We start from the raw sequence: 21,623 nt of genomic DNA on the forward strand, positions 1-21,623 counted from the left end.
TTTAATAATGACGAAACAAAAATACTGATATAATTATCTGTTCATTATACCAATTCGCTTGCTAAAGATAGCGACTTTCTTAACAATCTATTAAAAAGAATGTACTCAGTTCATCACAGTATTTAACTGTGCTATGAGTTCAGAGCATTCATTCAAACAGTTCTTCCCCATACGCAAACGCGATGGGCCTGTGCAGAAGTCTACGAATAACAAAAATACGGCAAGCAGTATTTGTCGAAACGCAAACTTTGCGCCCCCTAGCTAGGGGTTCATAATTACTGTAATGCGAAATCTGGAGACGCATCGTGCATCTAAGTCCTAACGATTCAAATCAATACCGCTACATTACCTTGAGCAATGATCTGCGTGTACTGCTGATTCATTCCGAGACAGCTCAACAGTCAGCAGCTGCTCTAGCAGTGAACGTTGGACACTTCGACGACCCAAACGATCGCCAAGGTCTGGCACACTATTTAGAACATATGCTTTTTTTGGGTACGGAAAAATACCCTAAAGTGGGCGAGTTTCAAAGTTATATTAGCCAGCATGGAGGAACAAATAACGCTTGGACGGGTACTGAGCACACTTGTTTCTTTTTTGATGTTACTCCGAATGCCTTTGAAAATGCCTTAGATCGATTTAGCCAATTCTTTACCGCACCATTGTTTAACGAAGAAGCTTTAGACAAAGAACGCCAGGCTGTCGACTCCGAATACAAACTCAAACTTAATGACGATTCTCGCCGCCTGTATCAAGTCAATAAAGAAGTCATCAATCCAGAGCACCCTTTCTCTAAGTTCTCAGTCGGCAACCTAGATACATTAGGTGACCGAGAGGGTAAGTCCATCCGCGACGAAATTGTCGAGTTTCACCACTCTCAATACTCTGCCGATATCATGACGTTGACGCTCTTTGGGCCACAGTCGCTCGATGATCAGCAAGCGTGGGTAGAAGCCATGTTTGCCAATATCCCAAATCACCACCTTCGTGGAAAATCGATTGATGTCCCCATTAGCACCAAAGAAAGTACCGGGATTTTAGTTCAAGTTGAACCAATCAAAGAATTTCGAAAACTTATTCTCACCTTCCCAATGCCAGGGATGGATAAGCACTACGGCTTGAAACCACTCTCTTACTTCGCGCATTTACTCGGCTATGAAGGCGAAGGCAGCTTAATGCTCCAGCTAAAAAATGAGGGCTGGATTACGTCGCTTTCTGCGGGAGGCGGCGCAAGTGGTAGCAACTATCGAGATTTTACGGTTAGCTGCACACTCACCCCACAGGGTCTCAACCACGTTGACGACATCATCCAAGCGGTTTTTCAATACCTCTCGATGATCAAACAAGACGGCCTAGATGAATGGCGCTATCTCGAAAAACAAGCGGTGCTTGAGTCGGCGTTTCGTTTCCAGGAACCATCTCGACCAATGGATTTGGTTAGCCATCTTGTTATCAATATGCAGCATTATCAGCCAGACGATACCATTTATGGCGACTACAAAATGGCGGGCTATGATGAACAACTGCAGCGTTCGTTGCTGCAATACTTAACCATCGATAATGTCCGCGTAACCCTGATTGCAAAAGGACTGGAATACAACCGTACTGCCGAATGGTACTTTACTCCATATTCCGTCACGCCTTTTAGTGATGAGCAACGCCGCTTCTATCAACAAATCGATCCAAGCTGGCAGTTCGTCTTACCAGAAAAGAACCCTTATATTTGCTACGATCTCGATCCCATGCCGTTCGAAAATGGTGGTTCACTACCAGAGTTAATTGAAGATCTCGAAGGCTTCCGACTTTGGCATTTACAAGACGATGAATTTCGCGTGCCAAAAGGCGTTGTATATGTCGCTATCGACAGCTCTCATGCTGTTGCATCACCGAAGAACATTGTCAAAACGCGCCTATGTGTCGAGATGTTCCTCGATTCGCTAGCAAAAGAAACCTATCAAGCTGAAATCGCAGGGATGGGTTACAACATGTATGCTCACCAAGGCGGGGTTACCTTAACCCTCTCAGGGTTCAGCCAAAAACTACCTCAATTGTTGGAAATGATCCTGCACCGTTTTGCTTCTCGAGATTTCAGCCCTGCACGCTTTGAAACCATCAAGCAGCAACTGTTACGTAACTGGAGAAATGCTTCACAAGATCGTCCTATTTCACAGCTGTTTAACGCACTTACAGGGCTACTTCAACCCAATAACCCGCCTTTCGCAACCTTAGTCGAAGCGCTAGAAGAAATCGAAGTCGATGAACTCTCAGTATTCGTAGAATCAATTCTTGCAGAGCTGCACGTTGAAATGTTTGTTTATGGAGATTGGCAGCGTCAACAAGCGCATGACATGGCGACGACCTTAAAAGATGCCCTAAGAGTAAAAGAGCAGCGTTATGAAGAGGCGCTCCGCCCACTCATCATGCTAGGAAAAAACGGCAGTTTTCAACGTGAAGTACATTGCAACCAGCAAGATTCGGCGGTCGTTATTTACCACCAGTGTGAGGATATTGAGCCTCGTAGCATTGCTCTATACTCATTGGCGAACCATCTCATGTCGGCAACATTTTTCCACGAGATCCGCACAAAACAGCAATTAGGTTACATGGTGGGCACTGGCAATATGCCACTTAATCGTCATCCGGGTATTGTGCTTTATGTGCAGTCACCCAATGCAGCACCTGCCGAGCTGGTTACCTCAATCGATGAGTTCTTAAATGCCTTTTATATGGTGCTGTTAGAACTGAACGATTACCAGTGGCATAGCAGTAAGCGCGGCTTGTGGAATCAAATAGCGACGCCGGACACCACACTGCGAGGTCGTGCTCAGCGTCTTTGGGTTGCAATAGGAAACAAAGACACCGAGTTTAACCAACGTGACAAGGTACTTGCTGAACTGAAGAAATTGACCCGAGCAGACATGATTCGCTTTGTCGTTAATGAGTTGAAACCTCGCACGGCAAACCGATTGGTCATGCACTCTCAAGGGCAATCGCATTCGGACGCTCCGCGCATCCACTTAGGGCAAGAAATTGGATCGATTGAAGAGTTCCAACTTAGGCCAAAAGATTGCGGCTTAGGATGATCTAATTGCGCAGTAATAAAATTATCGATTAGTAAGTATATACCTACAAACCAATGAGGTTGTGGGTCTCATAAATAGAATCGACACCATAATTGGCAGAAAATTGAAATTACGCCATTGCGGCTTATGCTCTAATTACCACACTAAAAATAAATTAATGAGGTAATCATGAAAAAAGCACTACTACTTGCGGCTATTTTACTGCCACTGGCATCTGCACACGCTGAAATCTCGGTGAAAGGTGATGGCTTTGAGCTAAGTAACGACTGTGTCCGCCTAAGCGGAGACAATGTTTCCATCAAATCAGATGATTGCTCTTCAAAACAGTGGAAAGATAAAGACAACAAAGGCAACAGCAGCGTTCACGGGGACGACAACCCAGGTAAAGGCCACAATAAAGATAAAAAAGACAAGAAGAAGTAACTATTTCTTATTTATGAAAAAGGCTTGCCGCTGGCAAGCCTTTTTCTTTACCGAAGCAACGCTTAATAGAATGTGGTTCCTTCTCCAGCTCGAGTAAGCAAACCATCACACGGTGCGTAACGATCGCCGTACTTCGATGCAAACTCATTCATTTTCTCAACCAGTTCTTTAATGCCAAACTGATCCATATAACGGAATGGACCGCCCAAGAATGGAGGGAAACCAATGCCAAATATTGCACCAATATCACCATCACGTGGCGAGCGAATGATGCCGTCATCCAAACAACGTACCGCTTCATTCAGCATTGGTAGTACACAGCGCAACGCAATATCGTTATCACTCAACTTAGATTCAGGATCGAGCTTAAGCAGCTTGTAGATGGATTTATCGACATCTTTCTTCTTACCTTTGTAAGTGTAGAAACCTTTCCCGCTCTTACGTCCTTTGCGACCGTCATTCAATAAGATATCGAACACGTCAGGTCCTTTGAATCGCTCACCTAACTCGTTGACCAGAATCGGCATGATCTTCGCGCCAATGTCGACACCGACTTCATCCAGTAAGGTAATCGGGCCGACAGGGAAACCAAAATCAAGCAACGCCGTATCAATCTTTTCGATCGGTTCGTTAGCCAGCAGAATATGCGCCGCTTCGTTCATGTATGGCGCAAGAATGCGGTTCACGTAAAAGCCCGCTTTGTCTTTCACTACGATCGGGGTTTTACCTTGCTTTTTAGCAAGTGCAACGACTGTTGAAATGGTTTCATCTGATGTTGTTTCATGCGGAATCACTTCCACCAACGGCATTTTTTCTACCGGGCTGAAGTAATGCAAACCCACTACGTTTTCTGGACGCTCCGCTTTTTCTGCAATTTTGTGGATTGGTAACGAAGAAGTATTAGTCGCAAAGATGGTTTCCGGCTTGGCATTCGCTTCAATATCCGCCACCATTTTTTGTTTAAGATCTAAGTCTTCAAAAACGGCTTCAATTACTACATCAATATGATTAAAGCTGGTAAAGTCGACACCGCCAGACAATTGCAACATTTTCGCTTGCAGATCGGCTTTTGATAGAATGCGACGTTTACGCTGTTTCTCGAATAACTTGTAGTTGTAGTTGAGTGCGTTTAGAACGCCATCGTTGCTGACGTCTTTGATGCGAACAGGTACCTTCGCTTTTGCAACAGACACATGGCTGATTCCTGCGCCCATCAAGCCACCGCCAAGCACGCCAACTTTATGAACTGGCGCGGGTTTCGCATCCGTACCATTTTCTTTCTTCATTTCCGTTGTCGCAAAGAAGATAGAACGGAGCGCTTTTGATTCAGAGCTCATCACAAGCTCACCGAAGCGTTTCGCTTCAAGCTCTTGTCCTTGGGCGAAACCTTTCTCTAAACCATGCTGAATAACGTCTAAAATCGCGACCGTTGCAGGATAGTTACCACGGGTTTTCTGATTGGTTTTCTTCGCTGCCTGTTCAAACACAAACTTGCGCCCTAACCCGCTACCCGACATCACTTTTTCTTTCGTCGATAGCTTTTTCGTACCCTTGTTTTTACCTTTGTCGATAAACTGTTTGGCTACGTCGAGCAAAATGGTGTCAGGGACACAGGCGTCCACAACGCCCAGTTTTTTAGCTTTCTTCGCACGAAGTTGTTTACCCGTCAGGATCAAGTCCAACGACGGTAACAGGCCAATCAAACGTGGCAGACGCTGAGTACCACCAGAACCTGGCAATAAACCAAGTTGTACTTCTGGCAGGCCTAAACGCGTTTTATCTGAATCCGTACAAACACGATAATCACATGCAAGAGCAAGCTCTAAACCACCGCCCAAACATGGACCGTGAATAGCGGCAACCACAGGATATGGTAAGTCCGATAGCTGCTGGAATAGCTCTTGACCTTGCCTCGCTAATGCTTCGGCTTCACTTGCGGTCGTGCACGCTTCTAGCATGCGCACATCGGCCCCCGCGACAAAGTTGTCCGGTTTTAGGGAATGAATGATCATCCCTTTGATGCCACTGGCGTCTTTTAGCTGAGCAAAGATTTCTTTCATTTCATCAGCAAAAGCCGCCTGTAGCGTATTCATTTTTTCATTAGGTACGTCAATCGCTAACCAAGCAATATTCTGCTCATCAACTTTTAGACTAAATGCTTTTTGCTCGCTCATTACTCAACCTCCAGAATCATTGCTGCGCCAAGACCGCCAGCTGCACATGCGGTATTCAACGCAATACCGCCACCACGGCGTTTCAGTTCACGTAGGGTTTGCGTCATCATTCGTGCACCTGTCGCCGCGAATGGGTGACCGTAAGCGATTGAGCCACCAAGCACGTTGAACTTATCCATGTCGATTTCACCGATCGCTTTCGAACGACCTAGATTTTCTTGAGCAAACTTATCTGAAGCAAACATCTTCACATTCGCCAATGCTTGCGCAGCAAACGCTTCGTGCATGTCGATCAACGTCAGATCAGACAGTTCCAAGCCTGTATTTTCTAACACTTTCGCTGTAGCATAAGTCGGTCCCATCAGCATGTCCTTTTCCACACCGATCGCTGAAAATGCGTAACCACGTATGTAGCCAAGAATCTCCATGCCAAGCTCTTTCGCTTTACCTTCGCGCATCAACATCACTGCCGCACCACCATCAGTCAGTGGCGTACTGTTAGCTGCCGTAACACTGCCATACTGGCGATCAAAGGCAGGTCGAAGTTTCGCGTACCCTTCTACGGTTGAGTCGTGACGGACATTGTTGTCTTCCGAAATCCATTTTTTGTATGGTTCGGGAAAAGCCGTCATCACTTCACCTTGGATCTTACCTTCTTTCCAAGCTTGGGAAGCCAGCGTATGAGAGCGATGTGCAAGCGCATCCTGCTCTGCACGAGAAATACCATGCGTCTTTGCCATTTGCTCCGCAGTTTGTCCCATCGACAAGCCCGTCGAGTATTCGGCTACTGCAGGAGGCACTGGCATAAGGTCTTTAAAGCTCAAGTTTTTGAGGATGCTAAGCTTCTGACCCATTGTTTTTGTCTTACTTAGAGCAAGCAGATTAGCGGCCAGTTTCTTAGATACGCCAATAGGCAGGACGGAAGAAGAGTCTGCACCACCAGCAATACCGATATCGATGGTTCCCGCCATGATGCTTTCTGCGACATTGACCGCCGCTTGAAAACTCGTTGCACACGCACGAGTCACACTGTAAGCATCAGTATGGATGTTCATACCGGTGCCTAACACAATTTCTCGTGCGATGTTTGGCGCTTCAGGCATTTGTACTACTTGTCCAAATACCACTTGTTCGATTAACTTCGGATCAATATCTGTTCGAGCAAGCATTTCGCTTACTACCATTTTCCCTAAATCGACCGCTGGCACTTGGCTAAATTCCGTGCTTTGACGAGCAAAGGGAGTTCGAAGCCCCGCGACAATAGCGACACGCTCACCATTGCGTGTTTTTACTTCCTGCTTGCCCATTGTTTCTCCTTAAATACAAGAGGTCTGACCTGATGCATTGTAATGAATTTGTTAAATTTATCAAACATGCGTTTAAATAAACGTGAAGCAAGTAGATCAATTACTCTACTTCTTTGATTCTTATGCGATTAATAATGATTAACTATAGAGAGTTAAAACGGTAAGAGGTATATGGAAGGTAAAATCGAAGCAAAAAAAAACCACACATAACTGTGTGGTCGGAATATCTATAAAACAATTAACTTACGCCAATTGAAAATTAATCAGTTTCCTGATTAGGAGAAAGTAAAGTCAGCCTTCAAAAGGAAGTGTCATCTTGCTCAACATGTTAGTCGCAATGACTAACGAGATGACAAGATGTACTATAACCCCTTCACTGCTTGATATTTTGAAATAGATCAATTTTATAGTGATTTTACGAGCTTTAAGCACATCTAAAAGGCTCAGCGATGCAAACCTATTCAAAAATTCACCGCTAGCAGTCTCTTTTTATGTCCCATCGAATGAACTTATCCAAACCATTGATTACTAATGATGATATTGTTAACAATCTTTACCAATTCATGTTCGATGATATTTGGCATTTGCGTATACACTTTTAAGTAACCACATAGCTTATTGTGTCAGAGGTTATCTACAACACACGCTCAACCGAAACCGCGAGGCTATTGAAAAGTAAAGTCATGCTCAGAACAAATAAAAAACTCACAGAGCGAGGATGGAGGCTCCTGTGGCCATATTAAAAATGTTTGGAAAGAAAAATTCCAACAGTCCGGTCAACTCTGATATGGACAAGCAAAGAAAATACGAAGCGCTCGTCCGAGGGTACCATCGTGACTTATATCGCTACGCATACTGGTTGTGCAAAGATAAAGCGATAGCGGAAGATCTAGTTCAGGAAACCTGTCTTAGAGCTTGGAAGTCACTCGATAGTCTCCAGGATGAAAAAGCAGCCAAGTCTTGGCTCATCACCATATTGAGACGAGAAAATGCGCGCCGCTTCGAACGTAAACAATTTGATTTAGTTGATATCGATGATTACGGCAATGATGCTAAAGTCAGCGATGACCCACATCACCAGCAAGAATGGCTGCAAGCACAGATCATGAAACTCGATGTTGAATACCGCGAGCCTTTATTTCTCCAAGTTGTCGGTGGTTTCAGCGGAGAAGAGATTGGCGACATTCTTGATTTAAATAAAAATACAGTGATGACTCGATTATTTCGCGCTCGTAATCAACTCAAAGAGATGTTGGATTCTCAAGATACTAAGAGAGGACAAAAGAATGGATGATTTAGAATTTCGTCGTCGTATTTTGTCGGATCCAAAACAAAAGGATGAAGAGATTCTGCAAGCTTTAGCTGGTAGCGACGCCAACAATAAGTTTGTTGATGACGTTTTGGATCTCGACGTAAAAATTAAACAAGCCATGAATGTGGATGTACCTGAAGATCTCGCTGATAAGATTTTATTTAGTCAGACGTCGAGTGCACTTGATGAAGAGAAGGTCGTCAAACCAAACTTTGTTCGCAAAGCAATGGCACTTGCCGCTTCTATTGCGTTCACCGCAGGATTATTAGTTGGTCAAGTAAACTGGGGAAATGTTTTGGTTTCTCCAGCACAAGCCAGTTTAGCTGATACCGCGATGAAACACGTTATTCATGAAGAACCTTTTGTTCGTCATCTTGATGAGGATGTACCGAGCTCGCAAATTAATGCGAAAATGTCGCCATTTCATTACCAGTTTAGTGAAAACTTTCCATATCACGTTTACTACCTAAACCACTGCGGTTTTGGTGAATCCAATGCGGTGCATATGGTATTCCAAGGTCCAAAAGGTAAAGTAACGTTATTTATTACTGGTATTCCGAGCAAACAAAGTACCGACTTTAATAAGGATGGCATGACCGGTATCGTTCAGCCCGTCGGGAGTTCAAGCCTGATTTTAGTCGGAGAAGAAGGTGAAAATATTGATGCTATCGCTACAACTCTTGCATCAATGATTAAACCGATGTAATAACTTCGACGATTTCCAGCATTCAAAAGGTTAAATGCCGCTAAATGATCTTATTTAGCGGCATTTTTGTATAAATAGAACACAAAACATTCACCATCACTATAGCATTTAGAGCTTAAACTCTAAATTATGCATTTTAAGTGCAATTTCCCGTCTTTTAGACATCATTTCTGCAATTTTTATTCAATTTTATCCAATGGTCGGATTTGTCCAAGCAACTATTGATACTACTATCTGCGCCACTGAGCAAAAGCTCAATTTATCGTCCAAAGAGACGAATCTAATAAGGAAAAACAAATGACTCAGAACACGCGTCTGTTTAAAAAGACTCTCCTAGCAGTAACGGTAGCTTTTGCCTCAGGTCAATCGATGGCAGCGGGTTTCCAAATCAACGCTCAATCAGCAACTGGCATCGGCCGTGCATTTGCTGGTGATGCAGTAATCGCAGATAACGCCGCGGTAATGGCTCGTAACCCAGCAGCAATGGCTCTATTTGACAAAATGGAGCTTTCGCTAGGTTTCGAAAGCATTACTTCAATGATTGAAGTGAAAGATGCGAAATATAACGTTAATACTCCTTTGGGTTCCAGTACTGTAAATGTTGCTGACACTGATGATGTGGGTGATACGTCAATAGCTCCAAACATTCACTTAATCGTTCCAGTAAATGACAAGTTTGCATGGGGCGTAAACGCATACTCTAATTTCGGCACTAAAACTGAATTTTCAGATAACTACACCGCAACCGAGTACGGTGGTCTTACGGATGTAAAAAGCTTCAACTTTGGCTTTGCGGGTTCTTACCGTTTAAACGAACAATGGAGCTTTGGTGCTGGTTTAGATTTAATCTACGGCCAAGGCACAATGAAGCGTACAACTAGCTCTTCAGTCCCAGGGGTTGGCGGTCAAAAAATTCTGGACGTAGATAAAGCTGATGGTTGGGCTGTTGGTTTCAACGTTGGTACTGTGTACGAACTAGATGAAAACAACCGTTTTGGTCTAGCGTATCGTTACAGCCCTGAATTTACGGCGAAAGACGACAAAGGTCAGGAAATCACGCTACCTCTACCAGATATGGCCGAGTTTTCTGGTTTCCACAAAATCCAAGACACTAAGTTTGCTGTACACTACAGCATCCAATACATCGGTTGGAAAGATTTCGACCAAATTGATTTTGAGAACCTAAATCAGGGTTTACTTAAAGGTGGTTACTCGAAAGACTATCAATGGCAAGATGGCTGGCACTACGCAATTGGTGGTACTTACTACCTAAACAACAACTGGACACTTCGTGCTGGTTACATGTACGACACAAGCGCTCAAGATAAAGTAACGTCTATCTCGGTACCAGATTCAGATCGCCAGTGGTTCTCAACAGGTTTCTCTTACCATATTGATAATAGCTCAAACATCGATTTTGGCTTCACATACTTGTTAGGTGAAGATGTAAAAGTTAATGAGAATACTCAATTAGCTCCTGGTCTTTCTACCGGTGTAACAGCAACAACTCATGCTGACGCAATTCTATTCGGCTTACAATACAGCCGTAGCTTCTAAACGCTTCGCTGTTAGTTAGTAGAAAAATACTTTATATAAAAGGCTGGATTTCCAGCCTTTTTTCATATCTGCGATTTATTGCCCACTCAATTTGAGTGAACACGTGTATCTAAATCTCACAATTAGGACGCACAGCTGTTCGCTGAATTCCATTTACAAGCCCTTCACAGTTAGATTATTAGGCCACCAAATCAACACTTGAAAGCATAATATTCCAAATGACTACTTGTGCTGGATTTTCATTTCTAAAGTAAAAACTCTACCTTTAAACTTTCGTCCCACGTTATAAACAAATCAGCGAACATTCGAATGAAAACCAACAAGACTCTTCTATCAACAGCAGTGGCATTAAGCCTACTTGGCACAACGGGCATGGCTAACGCAGCAGGTTTCCAACTTGCTGAATATTCTGCAACAGGCCTTGGTCGAGCATATGCTGGTGAAGCAGCAATGGCTGACAACGCAAGTGCACAATGGCGTAACCCAGCAATGCTAACTTATTTGGAAGGCACTCAAGTGTCCGTTGGTGCAATCTATGTGAACCCAAATATTGATATTGAAGGTGATGTAAACTTCTACGGTAGTACTTCTTCTGCATCTTCAGATGATTTCGCCCATGATGCAATCATTCCAAACTTCTACCTATCACACCAATACAATGAGAAATTCGCGATTGGTCTGGCATTTGGCACCAACTACGGCATGGAAACCGATTTAGGTAAAGGCTTTGGTGCATCGCACTTCGGTAACGAAGCAAGCGTAACGACAATGGAAGCGAACTTAAACGCAGCTTACAAAGTCAATGAATCAATCAGCGTTGGTGGTGGTATCCGTTACATCATCGGCGAAGGCAGCTTTGGCGCAGCAGCTCCTAAGAATAACGTTGTAGGAAAGCACCCTTTAACTGGCGATCCTATCAGTGTTCCTCAAGGTACCGCTCTAAAATACATGGAAGGTGACGATACCGCTTGGGGCTGGCAAGTTGGTACTGCATGGCAGATCAATGAAAATAACCGTATCGGCTTCGCGTACAAATCTGAAGTTGAACTGAAGCTTGAAGGCCATGCTGAAGGTCTAGGTTTTGGCTTCGGTACTTCTGAGCTTCCACAGCTACGTGACAACGGCTATATGTACCTAAACCTGCCTGCAACAGCTGAGCTGGCAAGTTTCCACCAAGTAACAGACCAACTTGCGTTACACGCAAGCTTTAACTGGACGGATTGGAGCTCTTTCGAGAAATTGGAAGCACGTCTAGATACCGCTGGCACGCATATGGTTAAAGTAGAAAACTGGGAAGATAACTACCGCTTTGCTGTTGGTGCCACTTACCAGATTGATCCTAAGCTAGCGCTACGTACTGGTATTGCGTACGATACTTCAGCGGTAAGCGACAAAAACCGTACGATCACTATTCCAGAAACTGACCGTACTTGGCTAAGTATTGGTGCAACGTACGATTGGACAAAAGACTTCAGCCTAGACGCTGGCTTCACCTATATTTTCGCGAAAGACGCACCAATCGTTGAGTCTCGTGGTTACAAGTCAGACGACGCTGCAGAACAAGTCGGCGGCCAATTCGTAGGCGAAACTACGGGTAATGTTTGGCTAATCGGTGTTCAAGCAAACTACCGTTTCTAACCAAACAGCAAAAATACAAAAAAGGCTTAGCATCAGCTAAGCCTTTTTTTATTTGTATATTGTAAAGAACAGCGCTTAAAAGTCTTCTAGGTATTCGTCTAAATACTCTTCTTCTTCGATGTTAACTTCTTCCACCGTTTCAACTTCTGCTTTAAAGTTTTGACGCTGAATATAAACATCGCGAGTAAGAATATATGGATCCGGCGACGATTCTAGCTGTGCTTCTTGCGGTACTAATAAAGCACGCTTCTCCATGCCTTCAAACGCCCACTTACCCAAACTCGCCCAGAAGTTGAGGTAAGAGAGGGGTAAATACGTACTATCTACGGTATCTGTCACTTCACGTAAGGTATACGGGCCATAACCTGGAATCATGAAGTAAGGGCCATTTCCAACACCATAGTGGCCTACTGCATCACTGAACGCTTTCTCGTCGTATTTCGTAATACCCGCGGCACTTGCAATATCGAATAAACCGAAAATACCAAACGTCGAGTTAATCCAAAAACGGTTAAAGTGGTCCACGGCTTTCGTGCCGTTACCCATGACTAAGTTATTAACCATGCTGGCTGGCTCATCTAAGTTCGACAAGAAGTTAGCGATACCGGAACGAATAGGAACTGGCGTGTATTCCACATACGCAAGTGATACAGGACGAACCAAATACGGATCTAAATATTCGTAGTTGATTTCCCACATGGTTCGGTTAAAGCCTTCCAACGGGTCATACACATCAGAAGTCGTTTGATTTGTTTCTTGTCCTTTTACTGCTTCATCAGGCGCACTTGAACAGCCAACCAGTCCAACTGCAAGCAGTAACAAGAAGGTAGACTTACCCTTGTTATACATTTTATTTTCCATAACGACTATTAATGTACCTAAGTCACCCAATGAACCGTTGTACGTATGTTGAGCAGTATACGTAGTAAAGATGACTCAGATATGGGAATAAATAAAGGCCAGCAGTCGCTGGCCTTCGGTATTCTACTCGATCGTTTAGAGTCATACCACTAAAGGCAACTGACTCTACCTCGTTGTCATGTTTCAGAGACAGATGTTAACAATTAATACTGCTGATCAATGGTCACTTCTACTGGTGCGCCAAATTCAACGACGTCACTTTCTCCGTGCCAATCTTGGTCACGCGTTGCTACGTTACCGTCAGAGTCTACACGCACACGCACAATGAGCTTGTCGAGTGAAGATAGTTTTTGCCCCTGCATCATGGCATTACCATCATCTAATACGACTGTACGAGGGAAAGTACCCAGCGGATAGCGAGCTGCCGCAACAGGCATTGGTGAGCCATCTGCACGATGTACCGATACAATCAGAACTGCGTTTGGATCCAACTGAGCATTTGGTGCCACATTAATTGTCACAGCTACACTCTTATCCGGTGAAACCGCTTCGCCCATTTGCTTACGAGCACTCTCAATACTGCGTGACAACATCTCGTAGCGGCTATCTTCTGGACCAATCATTTGCTGCATGATTCCCCAGTACTTGATCGCTGCCGGAAAGTCTTGACGCTCAAACGCATCGAACGCTAACAAAGAAAACACACGCAGATCGACATAGTCTTGCTGCATCAGCTTGCCGAGTAATGAGCGAGCCGTCGCTTGATCCATTTCCTCTTGAGACAGCATCAGAGCTTGTGCATAACCCAACATCACATCAGGATCTTTGGGCTCTAGGCGATATGACTTTTCCATCGCATCGATAGCAGTCGTGACATCACGATTTGCTAACGCAATACGACCTAGCAGTAACCAACCTGTCGAGTCTTCCGGCTGGTAATGTAAGCGAGTTCGAAGGGCTAGGGTCAAGTCCGCCATTTCGTCGTCGCTCAACGGCTCAGAAGAAGCCGACATCAGCTTTTTCGATAACTCAGGTAGATTAGCAGACACTTCTTGCCATTGGACGATATCGTCTGACGCGCCAAATTTATAATACAAACCATAGCTCAGCACCACCGTCAGAATTACCGATGGAACTAAAACCGCGATTGGGGAAACCTTGGTTTCTTTTTGCGCTTTATCACCAGGGATATCGTCAAGCAGTGATTGCTTTAGATCAGAAATCAGTTCGTCTTCGCTTTCAACCAGGCCTTCGTCAGTTTCTTCTGCAAGCTCAGATAGTCGGTCTTTATAAAATGCCTTGTTGAGCTCATCGCGTAACACATCATCGTTGTTCGCTTTTTGTTTAAGCAGCGGCAAAGCCACCAGCGCACAAGCAATAAGCGTAAGAGCAACGGTGGAAATCCAAAATAGTGTCATTACTTCTTATCTCCGTTGTTCTCTTCTTCAAGCAATGCTTTTAAACGAGCTTCTTTTTGCTCATCCCATTGCTCGTCACTGCTCGCTTTTGCCTTAACTTTAGATTTACGGCTACGCAGTACAATCAAACCAAAACCACCCAATACTACAGCGAGTGGCCCTAGCCACAAGATCGCAGTCGCAACCGTAAATGGTGGGTTGTAAGTCACGAAGTTACCGTAACGGGCGATCATGTAATCAACAATCTCATCTTTGGACTTACCTTCTTTGGTCATTTCGTACACCTTATGGCGTAAGTCTTGAGCAAGTTCAGCGTTAGAATCCGAGATCGTGTTGTTCTGACATTTAGGGCAACGGAGCGTATGGCTTAACTCTTTGAACTGCTGTTCTTGTTCCAAGTTATCGAACTCGTACACTTCAATGGCAGCGTGAGCAGCAAGAGATAATGTCATGGCAGCAAAAACTGCAAGGATCAGCTTTCTCATTGCTTCGCCTCCTCAACCAATTTGTTGTAAAGCGGCTCCAGTGTTTCCGACCAATTACGTGGGTTTACATCCCCCACATGGCGATAACGAATCACACCATTTGCATCAATAATGAATGTTTCTGGTGCTCCATAAACGCCAAGGTCAAGACCAAGCATACCGCTACCATCAAATAGGCTAATTAAGTAAGGGTTGCCGAGATCATTCAACCAGCCTACCGCTTTGTTACGATCATCTTTGTAATTCATACCGATGATCTTAACGCCCTTACCCGCCAATTCGTTTAGGTATTTATGCTCTGCATAACATGTTGGACACCACGTTGCCCAAACGTTCAAGAGCAACGGCTCACCTTTAAAAATTGACTGGTCGTATTGTTTTCCAGGTTCAGCTAAGTCTTCTAAGTGAAACTCAGGAACTGGCTTACCAACCAAAACCGACTCCAATTTCGTTGGATCATCGCCCTCTTGGTTGCGCATTAACTGGGTTGCGAAAATGCCCGCCAAAATCATGAAAGCGACGAGCGGAATAAATAAGATTTTCTTATTCATGTTATGCCTCCTGCTCTTTTGACTTCGCGTTTTTCTTTGAAGATTTACGGAAGCGATAACGCTTATCTGAAATCGCTAGTGCACCGCCTAACGCCATAATCAAAGAGCCAGCCCAAATCCAACGAACGAACGGTTTATAGTAAATACGAACAGCCCAAGATCGGTTGTCGTCTAAACGTTCACCCATTGCAATGTATAAGTCACGACTAATGCCACGGTCAATGGCAGCTTCGGTCATCATAGACTTAGCCGTACGGTAGAAGCGCTTCTCAGCGTGAAGCGTATTCACGTATTTGCCATCATGTGTGATCTCAAAATCCGCGATGTAGCCATCGTAGTTTGGACCATCTTTATCACGCAGGCCTGAGAAGTAGAAATCATAACCTTGAATTTGGAAGTGTTCGCCAGGTGCTAAACGTACATCACGCTCGATGCTGTAGTTCTGTACCATCGCAATACCGATAACAGATACCGCCAGACCAACATGACCCAACATCATCGCCCAATGGCTACGCTGCAGCTTACGAACACCTTCACTAAAGCTATGACGGTGCGTTGCACGCTCATATAGTTCAAAGCCATGCATTGCAATAATCCAAATCGCCATTACCCAGCCAATGTAAGCCATAGTTGAGAAGAAGTCGGCAAACAGGTATACGCATACCGCGGCCAAAGCAAAAGCAAGCACACCTGAAACGAGCATTGGTTTCACAAGTTTAGATAAATTGTCTCGCTTCCAACGGATAAGTGGACCAATACCAAGTAGGAAAGCAAATGGCATCATCAACCACGCAAACAGCATGTCGAAGAATGGCGCACCGATAGAAACCGACCCCAAACCAAGCTGCTTATGTACGAGCGGCAATAATGTCCCCACTAACACCACAACAAGTGCTGCGATAAGTAATACGTTATTGGCTAGGAGCGCGTTTTCACGAGAGACTAAGTCGAAGTTACCTCGTACACGCACTGCCGCCCCTTTCACGGCAAACAGCAGTAAAGAACCACCGATAACGAAAACTAAGAAACCTAGAATAAACATACCGCGCGACGGGTCAGACGCGAACGCGTGCACCGATACTAAAATACCGGAACGGACTAAGAATGTGCCCAACAAACTCAACGAAAATGCAGAGATTGCCAATAGTACCGTCCACGCTTTAAATGTGCCGCGTTTTTCTGTCACTGCAAGAGAGTGCATTAATGCGGTACCCGCTAACCAAGGCATGAATGATGCGTTTTCTACTGGATCCCAGAACCACCAGCCACCCCAGCCAAGTTCGTAGTAAGCCCACCAAGAGCCTAGTGCGATACCGAGTGTTAAAAATACCCATGCAGCGGTTGTCCAAGGACGAGACCAACGGGCCCAAGCCGTATCAAGGCGTCCGGTCATTAGGGATGCGATCGCAAAGGAGAAGGCAACCGAGAAACCAACGTAGCCCATGTAAAGCATTGGCGGGTGAACAATCAAACCAGGGTCTTGAAGCAGAGGGTTCAAGTCACGCCCGTCAACCGGGAAGAAAGGCAACGTACGTAAGAATGGGTTTGACGTTAAGATGATAAACAGTAGGAAACCCACTGAGATCATGCCCATTACGGCAAGTACACGTGCAACCGACTCTTGCGGCATACCACGACTGAATGTCGCTACAGCGACAGTCCAAGCAGCTTGGATTAAAACCCATAGCAACAGTGAACCTTCGTGTGCACCCCATACTGCGGTTAAACGGTAGTACCAAGGAAGCTGACTATTCGAGTTGCTCGCTACATACTGTAACGTGAAGTCGTTGGTATAAAATCCCCAACATAAAATGGCGAAAGAGAACAACAGCATCAGGAACATAGACCAAGATAGCGGTCGCGCTGTGTTCATGAGCATGGTGTTATTATTCGATGCTCCCCACAATGGCAATACGCTCAGCAGCACAGCCATTGCAAGCGAAAGAATGAGAGCAAAGTGACCGATTTCAGCAATCATTGGCCGCTTCCTTGTTTCTGTTCGGTGCTGTATTGAAGCGGTTCATGCGTTTTCTTCATCGCTTCTGCAATTTCTGGTGGCATGTATTCTTCATCGTGCTTCGCTAGGACCTCAAATGCCTCAACCGTCGTGGCATCTTTCAGCACACCTTGAGCCACAATACCCTGCCCTTCACGGAACAAGTCAGGAAGAATACCGTCATAAGTAATCGTCACTTTAGGACCGACATCGTGCAGGTCAAAACTCACTTTCAAAGAATTAGGATCTCGACGAACCGAGCCCACAACCACCATACCACCAATACGCAGACGCTGGCCTACTTCTGGCTTGGTGCCATCTGGCTTACCATTAACCAATTCCGTAGGAGTGTAGAAAAGGTCCATATTTTGGTTAAGCGCATAAAGTATCAAACCAATGGTGGCACTAATACCGATAAAGATCGCTAGTACGATACCTAGCCTCTTTTTACGTCTCGGATTCATAAGGTGTTCTCCATGTTCTTCGCTGCGTCGATACGAGCTTGACGGTCAATTTTTGCTTTCACTTCTTTCAATAATGCATCACCGCGGCGAAGGCTAGTGATCAGAAGAATCAGCATGGATAAGAAAGTAATACCAAACGCACTCCATACGTATGATGCGTAGCCACCCATGGCAAAAAAGTCGCTCAGAGATTCAAAATGCATAATCAATTACCTCACTGAGTTTGTTCTGTTGCGAGTTTGCGCACCCAAGGGCGGTGACTTTCTTTACTGATGATTTCGTTACGGAAACGGACCATCGTCACTGCACCAAAGAAGAACGCAAAGCCAAAGATGTTTAGCAATAACGGCCAAAGCATGTCGGATGAAATAGAAGGTTGTTCAAATTTCGTGATCGTCGCGCCTTGGTGAAGCGTGTTCCACCACTCTACGGAAAAGTGAATGATCGGAAGGTTAACAACGCCTACGATCGCTAAAATACCCGCCGCTTTTGCGGCTGTTTTCTGATCGTCAAACGCGTGATAAAGCGCAATAACACCAAGATAGAGAAATAGAAGAATCAACTCTGAAGTAAGACGCGCATCCCATACCCACCAAGTGCCCCACATTGGCTTACCCCAAACGGCACCAGTAAGTAGAGCAATAAAGGTAAATACCGCACCAATCGGCGCCATCGCAAGTGCCGCCATATCAGATAGACGTACTTGCCATACTAAGCCAATAAATGCCGCAATCGCCATCGACATATAAACGCCCATAGACCAAATAGCTGATGGGACATGAATGTAGATGATTCGGAAACTGTCACCTTGTTGGTAATCTGAAGGCGCAAATGCAAGCCCCCAAACCGTACCAACCGATAAGCATACGAGGGCCAATACAGAAAACCAAGGCAGAAACTTACCACTCAAACGGTAAGCGGTTTCTGGCTTGGCATAAGGATGTAGCCATTTCCACATGTTTTGTTCTCACTCTTACTTCAGGGACACTGTCTAAAGGGTTGAGACCGTAGCAGTGCTTTAATAATAATTCTTTGATCAAGCGCCGCTTCATTGGCACTTTATTGAGTTAGTTAACACTAACTCTCAATGCGGCACTAATGGCAAAAGGCGTTAACGTCATCGCTCCCATTAGCATCGCACCTAAAATTGCTAGTTGACCGTTATACGCCATACCAAGCGCGGCGGCATCAATTGCTGATGTTGCGAAAATCAAAATTGGGATGTAGAGCGGAAGAATAAGCAAACTCAAAAGAACGCCACCCTTTTGCAACCCAACCGTCAAAGCCACACCAATAGCTCCAATAAAACTTAGTGTCGGTGTACCGATCATCAAGGTTAGTACAACAGATAGCCAAGTATTGAAATCGAGCGAAAGTAAAACCGCCAATAATGGGCTAATTAGGATCAGAGGTAACCCTGTTAACAACCAATGTGCTATGACCTTTGAAACCACTACAAGTTGCAATGGAATCGGCATTAGCATCATTTGTTCCAATGCACCGTCTTGAAAATCATCACGAAATAGACGCTCTAATGATAATAAGGCGGATAGCAATGCGGCAACCCAAACAATGCCCGCTGCAATACGTGCTAACAAATTTGGTTCAGGCCCGATACTAAGAGGAAACAGAGTAATAACAATAATAAAGAACCAAAGCGGGTTCAGAATGTCTGCCTGACGGCGAAATGCTATCAATAGCTCGCGGCGAATGATGGTGGTCATAGATGGAATCATATCAATCACCCAACTTTATTTTTCTAAGTTTCGGGCTGTCCGAAAACATATCTTGATGCGTAGTCAACACGACAATACCGCCATTATCAGCGTGACTTGCGAACAAAGATTCAAGCACTTTGACGCCTTGTTTATCGATGGCGGTCAACGGTTCATCTAAAATCCATAAAATTTGTTTACTGAGCCATAACCTTGCTAGTGCCACTCGTCGTTGCTGACCTGCGGAAAGCTGTGCTACAGGCACATCTTCTCGACCGGCCAAACCAACTTGAGTTAAAGCAGTGAAGATTTCTTCGTCAGAAGAGCGGTTATTTTGAATAGATTGGTAAAAACGTAAGTTTTCTAGTGCGGTAAGCTCTCGTTTCACTCCAGTTTGATGCCCTAAGAACAGCAGATCTTGATGGAAAACATCACGAGATTTTTCAACCTCTTCTCCTTTCCACTTAATGACGCCTTCTTCTCTATCACCTAAACCTGTCACAATACGTAGTAACGTAGTTTTGCCAGTACCATTGCGTCCTTCTATCTGGACCAATTCACCAGGCTTAATTTCAAACTGCAGGTTTTCAAACAGGACCCTCTCATCACGGATCGCTGTCAGGTTAGATACTTCTAACATAGAGCTTCAACTAAAAAATGAACGAAGCGCTATATTAGCACAGCTTAGTTATGACAAAACAGGATAAGAGGGCTGGGATGTATGTAAGTTCATGTATTTTTGTTAATTAATCGTCACACTTTAATAAAATTAACTATAAGTAGTTATAAGCTCTCATTTTAACTTGGGGAGCGAGTGCTAAGAATGAAAAGAGCTTAAGGTAATCTAGGGCTGTATTGCAAAAAGATAATTAGTAACCGAACACAAAAAAAGAGGCTTATCGCCTCTTTTTATCGCTTTAAAACCTTTAGCGTCGACGACGTCCACGCGCCGGGTATTCTGCATCATCTGATGGCTGACCGCTTAGTGGTGGAATTTTCTCTTTTCCCGCCAGTTTTTTCTGTAGTGAAAGCATCAATTCCGCTTCAGCTTTTGGCAGTTCACACTCTTCAATGAGCTCATTGATATCTGCACCAAGCTGTACCATTTTAGAAGCTCGACTATACAAGCGACCATCAGTATCAGCGTGCTCGAGTTCACGAATTCTCTCGTTTAGGTGCTGAATAATGTCTTGTTGTTCCGTTACTTTTTGTCCAAGACCAACGACAACCGAACGCACTTCGAGTAACTGCTTACTCAACTTTTGTACTTCTTTATCCACATGTCGAGACTGTGCTCGTTGCTGGTCTACTTGCTTTTGCAACCCCGAGCGAATGCGCAGTTGCAAAACAACCAACACCAACACGATAAAAGCGACGCCACCCGCAAGGAATGGAACAGATAAAAGAGTCTCTTCAGCCATCATTATTCAGCCCATTATAGGTGAGCCATCTCGTCCCATTCGTCATCCGTTAGGAGCTTGTTCAAATCCACAAGGATAAGAAGTTTGCCGTCACGGTTGCTCACACCTTGGATGAACTTCGCGCTTTCATCAGTACCAACAGAAGGCGTCGTGTCAATTTCAGAAGAACGTAGGTAAACCACTTCTGCCACACTATCTACCAAAATACCAATCACTTGACGCTCTGACTCGATCACAATAATACGAGTATTATCTGTAACTTCGCCTTCCATCAGGCCGAAACGTGAACGCGTGTCGATAACAGTAACCACGTTACCACGCAGGTTGATGATACCCAGAACATAATCTGGCGCACCTGGAACGGGTGCAATTTCAGTATAACGAAGTACTTCACGAACTTGCATTACGTTGATGCCGTACGTTTCTTCTTCTAGCTGGAACGTCACCCACTGAAGAACTTCGTCATTCGATGCATCTTTCTTCACTTCTACTTCAAAAGCTTGAGACATAGT

The 21,623-nt window shown here is 44.6% G+C and carries 20 protein-coding genes; 6 read left to right on the forward strand and 14 right to left on the reverse strand.

Going from position 1 to position 21,623, the window contains the following annotated elements:
• Positions 1-305 precede the first annotated feature (305 nt).
• Positions 306-3,083 carry an insulinase family protein gene (locus R2S67_RS09180; RefSeq protein ID WP_317343416.1) on the forward strand — a complete coding sequence of 926 codons (2,778 nt, stop codon included), beginning with the start codon at positions 306-308 and terminating at the stop codon, positions 3,081-3,083.
• Positions 3,084-3,251: 168 nt separating this feature from the next.
• Positions 3,252-3,506, forward strand: coding sequence for a hypothetical protein (locus R2S67_RS09185; protein ID WP_005397900.1), 255 nt, complete (start codon positions 3,252-3,254; stop codon positions 3,504-3,506).
• A 62-nt stretch (positions 3,507-3,568) separates the two neighbouring features.
• Here R2S67_RS09185 and fadJ read toward each other — a convergent pair whose 3' ends face one another.
• On the reverse strand, positions 3,569-5,680 hold the full coding sequence (fadJ, locus tag R2S67_RS09190; protein WP_104969676.1) for a fatty acid oxidation complex subunit alpha FadJ: 2,112 nt from the start codon (positions 5,678-5,680) through the stop codon (positions 3,569-3,571).
• Positions 5,680-6,987: an acetyl-CoA C-acyltransferase FadI gene (fadI, locus tag R2S67_RS09195; RefSeq protein WP_005394284.1), complete on the reverse strand. Its 1,308-nt coding sequence runs from the start codon at positions 6,985-6,987 to the stop codon at positions 5,680-5,682. The genes fadJ and fadI overlap by 1 nt, the downstream gene beginning before the upstream one ends.
• Positions 6,988-7,705: 718 nt before the next feature.
• Here fadI and R2S67_RS09200 point away from each other — a divergent pair.
• The 4 genes from R2S67_RS09200 to R2S67_RS09215 all read left to right on the forward strand — a co-directional run bounded on the left by R2S67_RS09200 (position 7,706) and on the right by R2S67_RS09215 (position 12,200).
• A complete protein-coding gene (locus tag R2S67_RS09200) occupies positions 7,706-8,281 on the forward strand; it encodes a sigma-70 family RNA polymerase sigma factor (protein ID WP_029836529.1) in 576 nt (191 codons plus the stop codon).
• Positions 8,274-9,005, forward strand: a complete 732-nt coding sequence (locus tag R2S67_RS09205) for a DUF3379 domain-containing protein (RefSeq protein WP_085342875.1) — start codon at positions 8,274-8,276, stop codon at positions 9,003-9,005. The genes R2S67_RS09200 and R2S67_RS09205 overlap by 8 nt, the downstream gene beginning before the upstream one ends.
• A gap of 297 nt (positions 9,006-9,302) precedes the next feature.
• Positions 9,303-10,562, forward strand: a complete 1,260-nt coding sequence (locus tag R2S67_RS09210; RefSeq protein ID WP_047010320.1) for an outer membrane protein transport protein — start codon at positions 9,303-9,305, stop codon at positions 10,560-10,562.
• A 309-nt stretch (positions 10,563-10,871) separates the two neighbouring features.
• Complete coding sequence (locus R2S67_RS09215; RefSeq protein WP_282174378.1) at positions 10,872-12,200, forward strand: outer membrane protein transport protein; 1,329 nt, start codon at positions 10,872-10,874, stop codon at positions 12,198-12,200.
• Positions 12,201-12,275: 75 nt separating this feature from the next.
• Here the strand turns inward: R2S67_RS09215 and R2S67_RS09220 are convergent, their stop codons facing one another.
• The 12 genes from R2S67_RS09220 to R2S67_RS09275 form a co-directional block, all read right to left on the reverse strand.
• Positions 12,276-13,049 carry a VacJ family lipoprotein gene (locus R2S67_RS09220; RefSeq protein ID WP_182036903.1) on the reverse strand — a complete coding sequence of 258 codons (774 nt, stop codon included), beginning with the start codon at positions 13,047-13,049 and terminating at the stop codon, positions 12,276-12,278.
• A gap of 215 nt (positions 13,050-13,264) precedes the next feature.
• Positions 13,265-14,479 carry a c-type cytochrome biogenesis protein CcmI gene (gene ccmI / locus R2S67_RS09225; RefSeq protein ID WP_317343420.1) on the reverse strand — a complete coding sequence of 405 codons (1,215 nt, stop codon included), beginning with the start codon at positions 14,477-14,479 and terminating at the stop codon, positions 13,265-13,267.
• The gene (locus R2S67_RS09230; RefSeq protein WP_005380519.1) at positions 14,479-14,964 is read right to left on the reverse strand and encodes a cytochrome c-type biogenesis protein; all 486 of its coding nucleotides are present in this window, start codon (positions 14,962-14,964) and stop codon (positions 14,479-14,481) included. Before R2S67_RS09230 ends, ccmI begins: the two co-directional genes overlap by 1 nt.
• Positions 14,961-15,515 carry a DsbE family thiol:disulfide interchange protein gene (locus R2S67_RS09235; protein ID WP_012841537.1) on the reverse strand — a complete coding sequence of 185 codons (555 nt, stop codon included), beginning with the start codon at positions 15,513-15,515 and terminating at the stop codon, positions 14,961-14,963. Before R2S67_RS09235 ends, R2S67_RS09230 begins: the two co-directional genes overlap by 4 nt.
• A 1-nt stretch (position 15,516) precedes the next feature.
• Positions 15,517-17,493 carry a heme lyase CcmF/NrfE family subunit gene (locus R2S67_RS09240; RefSeq protein ID WP_005394299.1) on the reverse strand — a complete coding sequence of 659 codons (1,977 nt, stop codon included), beginning with the start codon at positions 17,491-17,493 and terminating at the stop codon, positions 15,517-15,519.
• On the reverse strand, positions 17,490-17,975 hold the full coding sequence (gene ccmE / locus R2S67_RS09245; protein WP_005380516.1) for a cytochrome c maturation protein CcmE: 486 nt from the start codon (positions 17,973-17,975) through the stop codon (positions 17,490-17,492). The genes R2S67_RS09240 and ccmE overlap by 4 nt, the downstream gene beginning before the upstream one ends.
• Positions 17,972-18,178 carry a heme exporter protein CcmD gene (gene ccmD, locus R2S67_RS09250; protein WP_005380515.1) on the reverse strand — a complete coding sequence of 69 codons (207 nt, stop codon included), beginning with the start codon at positions 18,176-18,178 and terminating at the stop codon, positions 17,972-17,974. The genes ccmE and ccmD overlap by 4 nt, the downstream gene beginning before the upstream one ends.
• A gap of 11 nt (positions 18,179-18,189) precedes the next feature.
• A complete protein-coding gene (locus tag R2S67_RS09255; protein ID WP_005394301.1) occupies positions 18,190-18,933 on the reverse strand; it encodes a heme ABC transporter permease in 744 nt (247 codons plus the stop codon).
• A 109-nt stretch (positions 18,934-19,042) separates the two neighbouring features.
• Positions 19,043-19,711 (reverse strand): heme exporter protein CcmB, encoded by a 669-nt coding sequence (gene ccmB / locus R2S67_RS09260; protein ID WP_006741714.1) that lies wholly within the window; start codon positions 19,709-19,711, stop codon positions 19,043-19,045.
• A 1-nt stretch (position 19,712) separates the two neighbouring features.
• Complete coding sequence (gene ccmA / locus R2S67_RS09265; protein WP_258651985.1) at positions 19,713-20,330, reverse strand: cytochrome c biogenesis heme-transporting ATPase CcmA; 618 nt, start codon at positions 20,328-20,330, stop codon at positions 19,713-19,715.
• Positions 20,331-20,616: 286 nt separating this feature from the next.
• Entirely contained in the window at positions 20,617-21,111 is a 495-nt protein-coding gene (locus tag R2S67_RS09270) for a DUF2802 domain-containing protein (RefSeq protein WP_041853027.1), read from the reverse strand.
• Positions 21,112-21,125: 14 nt separating this feature from the next.
• A complete protein-coding gene (locus R2S67_RS09275; RefSeq protein WP_005380507.1) occupies positions 21,126-21,620 on the reverse strand; it encodes a chemotaxis protein CheW in 495 nt (164 codons plus the stop codon).
• Positions 21,621-21,623 lie beyond the last annotated feature (3 nt).

Origin of the sequence: Vibrio sp. T13N (genome assembly GCF_032970445.1) — a bacterium.
GTDB classification, from domain to species: Bacteria; Pseudomonadota; Gammaproteobacteria; order Enterobacterales; family Vibrionaceae; genus Vibrio; species Vibrio diabolicus.